At 68.8% G+C, this 4,186-nt stretch carries 7 protein-coding genes; all 7 read right to left on the bottom strand.

Features of this window, described 5'->3' with window-relative positions:
- The coding region (locus A5714_RS13940; RefSeq protein WP_068284053.1) for a bifunctional nuclease family protein at nucleotides 1-345 on the bottom strand (345 nt) is incomplete at its 3' end.
- Nucleotides 346-461: 116 nt separating this feature from the next.
- Complete coding sequence (locus tag A5714_RS13935) at nucleotides 462-1,199, bottom strand: MerR family transcriptional regulator (RefSeq protein WP_068285939.1); 738 nt, start codon at nucleotides 1,197-1,199, stop codon at nucleotides 462-464.
- Nucleotides 1,199-1,660 carry a glycogen accumulation regulator GarA gene (gene garA, locus A5714_RS13930; protein WP_369828272.1) on the bottom strand — a complete coding sequence of 154 codons (462 nt, stop codon included), beginning with the start codon at nucleotides 1,658-1,660 and terminating at the stop codon, nucleotides 1,199-1,201. The genes A5714_RS13935 and garA overlap by 1 nt, the downstream gene beginning before the upstream one ends.
- 253 nt (nucleotides 1,661-1,913) lie before the next feature.
- On the bottom strand, nucleotides 1,914-2,312 hold the full coding sequence (gcvH, locus tag A5714_RS13925) for a glycine cleavage system protein GcvH (protein WP_068075086.1): 399 nt from the start codon (nucleotides 2,310-2,312) through the stop codon (nucleotides 1,914-1,916).
- A 31-nt stretch (nucleotides 2,313-2,343) separates the two neighbouring features.
- Nucleotides 2,344-3,141, bottom strand: coding sequence for a DUF881 domain-containing protein (locus A5714_RS13920; protein WP_231975888.1), 798 nt, complete (start codon nucleotides 3,139-3,141; stop codon nucleotides 2,344-2,346).
- Nucleotides 3,142-3,238: 97 nt separating this feature from the next.
- Entirely contained in the window at nucleotides 3,239-3,571 is a 333-nt protein-coding gene (locus tag A5714_RS13915; RefSeq protein ID WP_068285935.1) for a small basic family protein, read from the bottom strand.
- A gap of 70 nt (nucleotides 3,572-3,641) precedes the next feature.
- Nucleotides 3,642-4,186, bottom strand: a 545-nt coding sequence (locus A5714_RS13910) for a DUF881 domain-containing protein (protein WP_156747318.1), incomplete at its 5' end; no start/stop codon positions are given.

Below are 4,186 nucleotides of genomic sequence, written 5' to 3'. Positions count from 1 at the left end.
GATCGGAACACCGACGCGCAGCGCGATGGCCACCGAGTCCGAGGGGCGCGCCGAGACGGTGATGTTGCGGTCGAAGATCAGGTCGGCGTAGAAGGTGCCCTCCTGCAGATCGACAATCCGCACCTCTTTGAGCGAATGTCCAAGCGCAGCAATGACATCCCTGATCAGATCGTGGGTGAGCGGGCGGGGCGGCTCGACGCCCTGCTGCTCCAGCGCGATGGCCGCGGCCTCGGACTGGCCGATCCAGATCGGCAGGTAACGGTCACCGGTGGTCTCCCGCAACAACAGCACGGGCTGGTTCTGCGGCTGCTCCACGCGAATGCCGACAACACGAACTTCACCCATTTGTGTCTGCCCTCCGCATTGACGGTGCCGTGTCGGATCCGGTTAACGAAAGCGACGGCGGTGTCGAAGAAATCGCCATGCTGCCGTAACCAAGCTGTCGACCGAAAGTCTAGTCCTCAGCGATGCAGAACGTCGCGAACGGCGGATTTGATCAGCGAAGTGTGCAGGGTGATCGCGAGGGCCGCGACCTCGCGAGCAAGGTCGTCGGCCCGGTCCCGCGCGCCGGCCTTATCGGCCTTCACCAACGGCCCGGCGATCTGGGCGATGAGGTCGGACTGCCGGTCGGCCGCCGAGCGAAACGCGCGCAGATGGCGCGGTTCGACGCCGTAGTCCGACAGCGCCCGCGCGCACTGCAGGATGACCACCGCGTGCTCGTCGAAGAAACCGCCGGGGCCGGTGGTGATCACCCCGGCCTTGAGCAGCGCCGTCAGCAGCTCCCCGTCGACCCCTGAACGTTCCAGCAGGTCTTCGCGACTGAGCCGCACGCGGGGCGGGGCCACCGCCGCGGCGTCCGAGCCGTCCCCGGCGGGGACCGACACCAGGCGCGGCGCGGAGTACGGCGAGGGCGAACCGACGGAGGGCAGCTCCCCGTCGGGCTGGGCGTCGAGCTGGGCCCGGATGACCTTGAGCGGCAGGTAGTGATCGCGTTGGGCGGTGAGGATGAACCGCAACCGCGCGCAGTCGTATGCGGTGAACCTTCGATAGCCCGACGCGGCGCGCTGCGGCGTCACCAACCCCTCGGCCTCCAGGAAGCGAATCTTGGAGATGGTGACATCGGGGAAGTCCGGCCTCAGCAGTTCCAGGACCGCCCCAATCGACATCCCGGCAAGCGCCGAGCTATCGGGTGCGCTCACTAGCCTGAAGATCCTCCGTCCTCACCCTGCTTGGGCCCGGTCAGAAACACCAAGCGGAACTTGCCGATCTGCACTTCGTCGCCGTTGGCCAGCACCGCGGAATCCACGGGCTCCCGGTTGACGTAGGTGCCGTTCAGACTACCAACGTCGACGACGCTGAATTCGTTGTTTTCCAGCCTGAATTCGGCGTGCCGGCGGCTGACCGTCACGTCGTCGAGGAAGATGTCGCTGTCGGGGTGCCGACCGGCGGACGTGGTGGGCTGGTCGAGCAGGAAGCGCGATCCGGCGTTCGGACCGCGCTTGACGACCAGCAGCGCCGAGCCCGCCGGAAGTCCCTCGACTCCGGAGACGGCGCTCTCGGCGCCGCTCTGGGCGGGAGCGTCCAGTTCGTTCAGGAAGTCGGCACGGAAGACGGACGTCGTCTCCACCGTGACTTCGTCAGAATCCTGGTCGTTGTCCATGTCCGTCACGCGCTGCTCCTCACTGGCCGCTGTGGCGTTGTCTGACCGGGCCGCTCGGGGCCGGCTTCCCATTCGGTTCGTTCGCCCGGTATGCCGATCAGGGGGTCCTCGTGCTTTCGAATGCCGATCTGTCGACGGTACCGCGCACCGTTCGACGATGCGCCCACCACCCGACGATCCGAAGTCCGATTCCCCCCGTTGGCCGGCTGCACCGCTGGGTTCGCTGTGCGGGCTGGCAGGGACATTAGCACCGTCACTCGGTCAGTGTGCCGCGGTAGGCCTCGGCATCCAGCAGCGACGAAATGGTCGACTCCAATTCCGCGGCATCCGGCACCTGCACTTCGAGCAGCCAGCCCGCGCCGTAGGGATCGGAGTTGACCAGCTGCGGGCTGCCCTCCAGGTCGCCGTTGACCGCCGATACGGTGCCCGACACCGGGGCGTAGAGGTCCGAGACCGACTTCGTCGACTCGACCTCACCGAACGATTCCCCCGCGGTCAGCTCGGTACCCACGTCGGGCAGCTGCACGTAGACCACGTCGCCCAGCGCCGACTGCGCGAAGTCGGTGATGCCCACCCGCGCCGTGTCATCCGCGCTGCGGCGGACCCACTCGTGCTCAACGGTGTAGTGCAGATCCGGCGGGATTTCGCTCACGGGTGATCCTGTTCTGTTCTTCCGATGGTGCTCACTTGACCGGCTGAGCGTATTGGTGCGGTTTTGGTTGCCGCAAGGTGGTGATGTCCACCCGGTCGGCCTGCTGGACCGACATCCGCGCACCGACGCGCTTGACGCTGTCCTCCGCGCCGCCCGGGATGTTCATCGCCGCGGCCAGGGTGGGCGGATCACCAATCGCCAGAATGGAATACGGCGGCGATAGCGTCCTGGTGTCGATGATCAGCGACCCGGGCGCGCCCACCACCCAGGTGTCGACGCCGACTCGCACGGACTGGTGCGCGTCGTTGACCTCGATCGCCTCGGCGCCGGCGGCGCGCAGCTCGTTGATCACGTCGAGCATCGTCTCGGGTGAAACGCCCGGCCCCGGGTCGTCGATCGCGACGGTGACGCCCGGGCCGGTCGCCCCCACCGCGCCGACCAGGATGGACAGCGCCGCCAGCCGCGCCCGCGCGGCCGCCACGGCCGCCTGATCGTTGTTGCCGGAGGCCTGCAACGCGTTGAGCGTGTTCTGCAGCTCGTCCACTTCGGTGTTCAGGGTGCCCTCACGCTGGCGCAGGGAGTCCAGCAACACCAATAGGTCTGCGGGACGGGCGGTTTCCAGCGAGTCGCCGGATTCGGTCTGCCGCACCTGCGTGACGATGGCGATGCCGAGCAGCAGGCACAGCAGCACCGCAAGCGCCCCGAAGCCCAGGCGGGAGCGGCCGCCGCGCAGCGCGCCCGAAAAGCCCGTCCGGCGTAGCGGCCCGATCTGCGGGCGTGGACTCTTCGCGGGCAGCTCGTGGCGGCCGTGTCGGGTTGCGCCGTCCACGGATTCGGCGCCCTCGGCGGTGTCGCCGGCGTCGGGGTCCGACGGGTCGCGGCTCACGTCGCGCTCACCTCCTCGTCGCTTCGCGGCGCATCGCGGGTCACGCCCCGAACAACCGGCGCCGCAGTGCGGCGGCGTTGCCGAAGATCCGGATGCCCAACACGACGATGATGGCCGTCGAAAGCTGCGTGCCCACGCCCAGTTGGTCACCGACGTAGACGATCAGCGCCGCGACGAAAACGTTGAACACGAACGAGATCACGAAGACCTTGGGGTCGAAGATGCGCTCCAGGTAGGCCCGCAATCCCCCGAACACCGCGTCCAGCGCCGCGACCACGGCGATCGGCAGATACGGCTGGACGACCTCGGGCACCGCGGGATGAAAGACCATACCGAGCACGATGCCGATCGCCAGCGCCGCGACGCCGATCATGCCCGCCGCCCCGCCCGCGGATCCCCGGCCGCGCCTGCACGGCGCATCCTCACCTCCGTTGTCCAACCGCTCACGATGGCCCAATCTCCCTGGCGAACTTGACATCTCGCACCGAACCGGCGGGCAGCGTCAGGCCGTCGGCGGTGTCCACCGTGACCACCACGCCGTAGGAGATCTGCAGCAGCCGCAGCCGCTGCAGGCCGGGGCTCTGGTCGAAGACGTCGCGCATCGCGCGTGGCGGGCCGACCGCCAGGATGGCGTACGGGCTGCCGGTCGGGTTGTTGTCCACCAGGATCGCTCCCCCGGCCTGCCGGATGGTCACGTTCGGTCCCACCCGCACGCCGCCGACCGAGATGGCTTCGGCGCCGCTGGCCCACAGCGAGTTGACGACCAGCTGCAGGTCGCGGTCGAGGATGATCTGGCGGCTGCCGCCGACGCGCTGCTTGGAGACGTCGGACAGGTTCGGGCCGGCGCCGGGGTCGGTGACGGTCACCTTGAGCCCGGGCCCGATGACCGCGGTGCTGGCCGCCGCGAGGCCCAGCGCGTCGAGGCGGGCCAGCAGCCGTTGCCCCTCGGCGTTGTCGGCCAGCGCGTGCCGCTGCACGTCGTCGACCC

The sequence above is a fragment of the Mycobacterium sp. E2462 genome, from assembly GCF_001672685.1.
Lineage (GTDB): Bacteria > Actinomycetota > Actinomycetes > Mycobacteriales > Mycobacteriaceae > Mycobacterium.
Note: the sequence above shows the minus strand (reverse complement) of the source record. Positions and strands in the feature narration are given on the sequence as shown.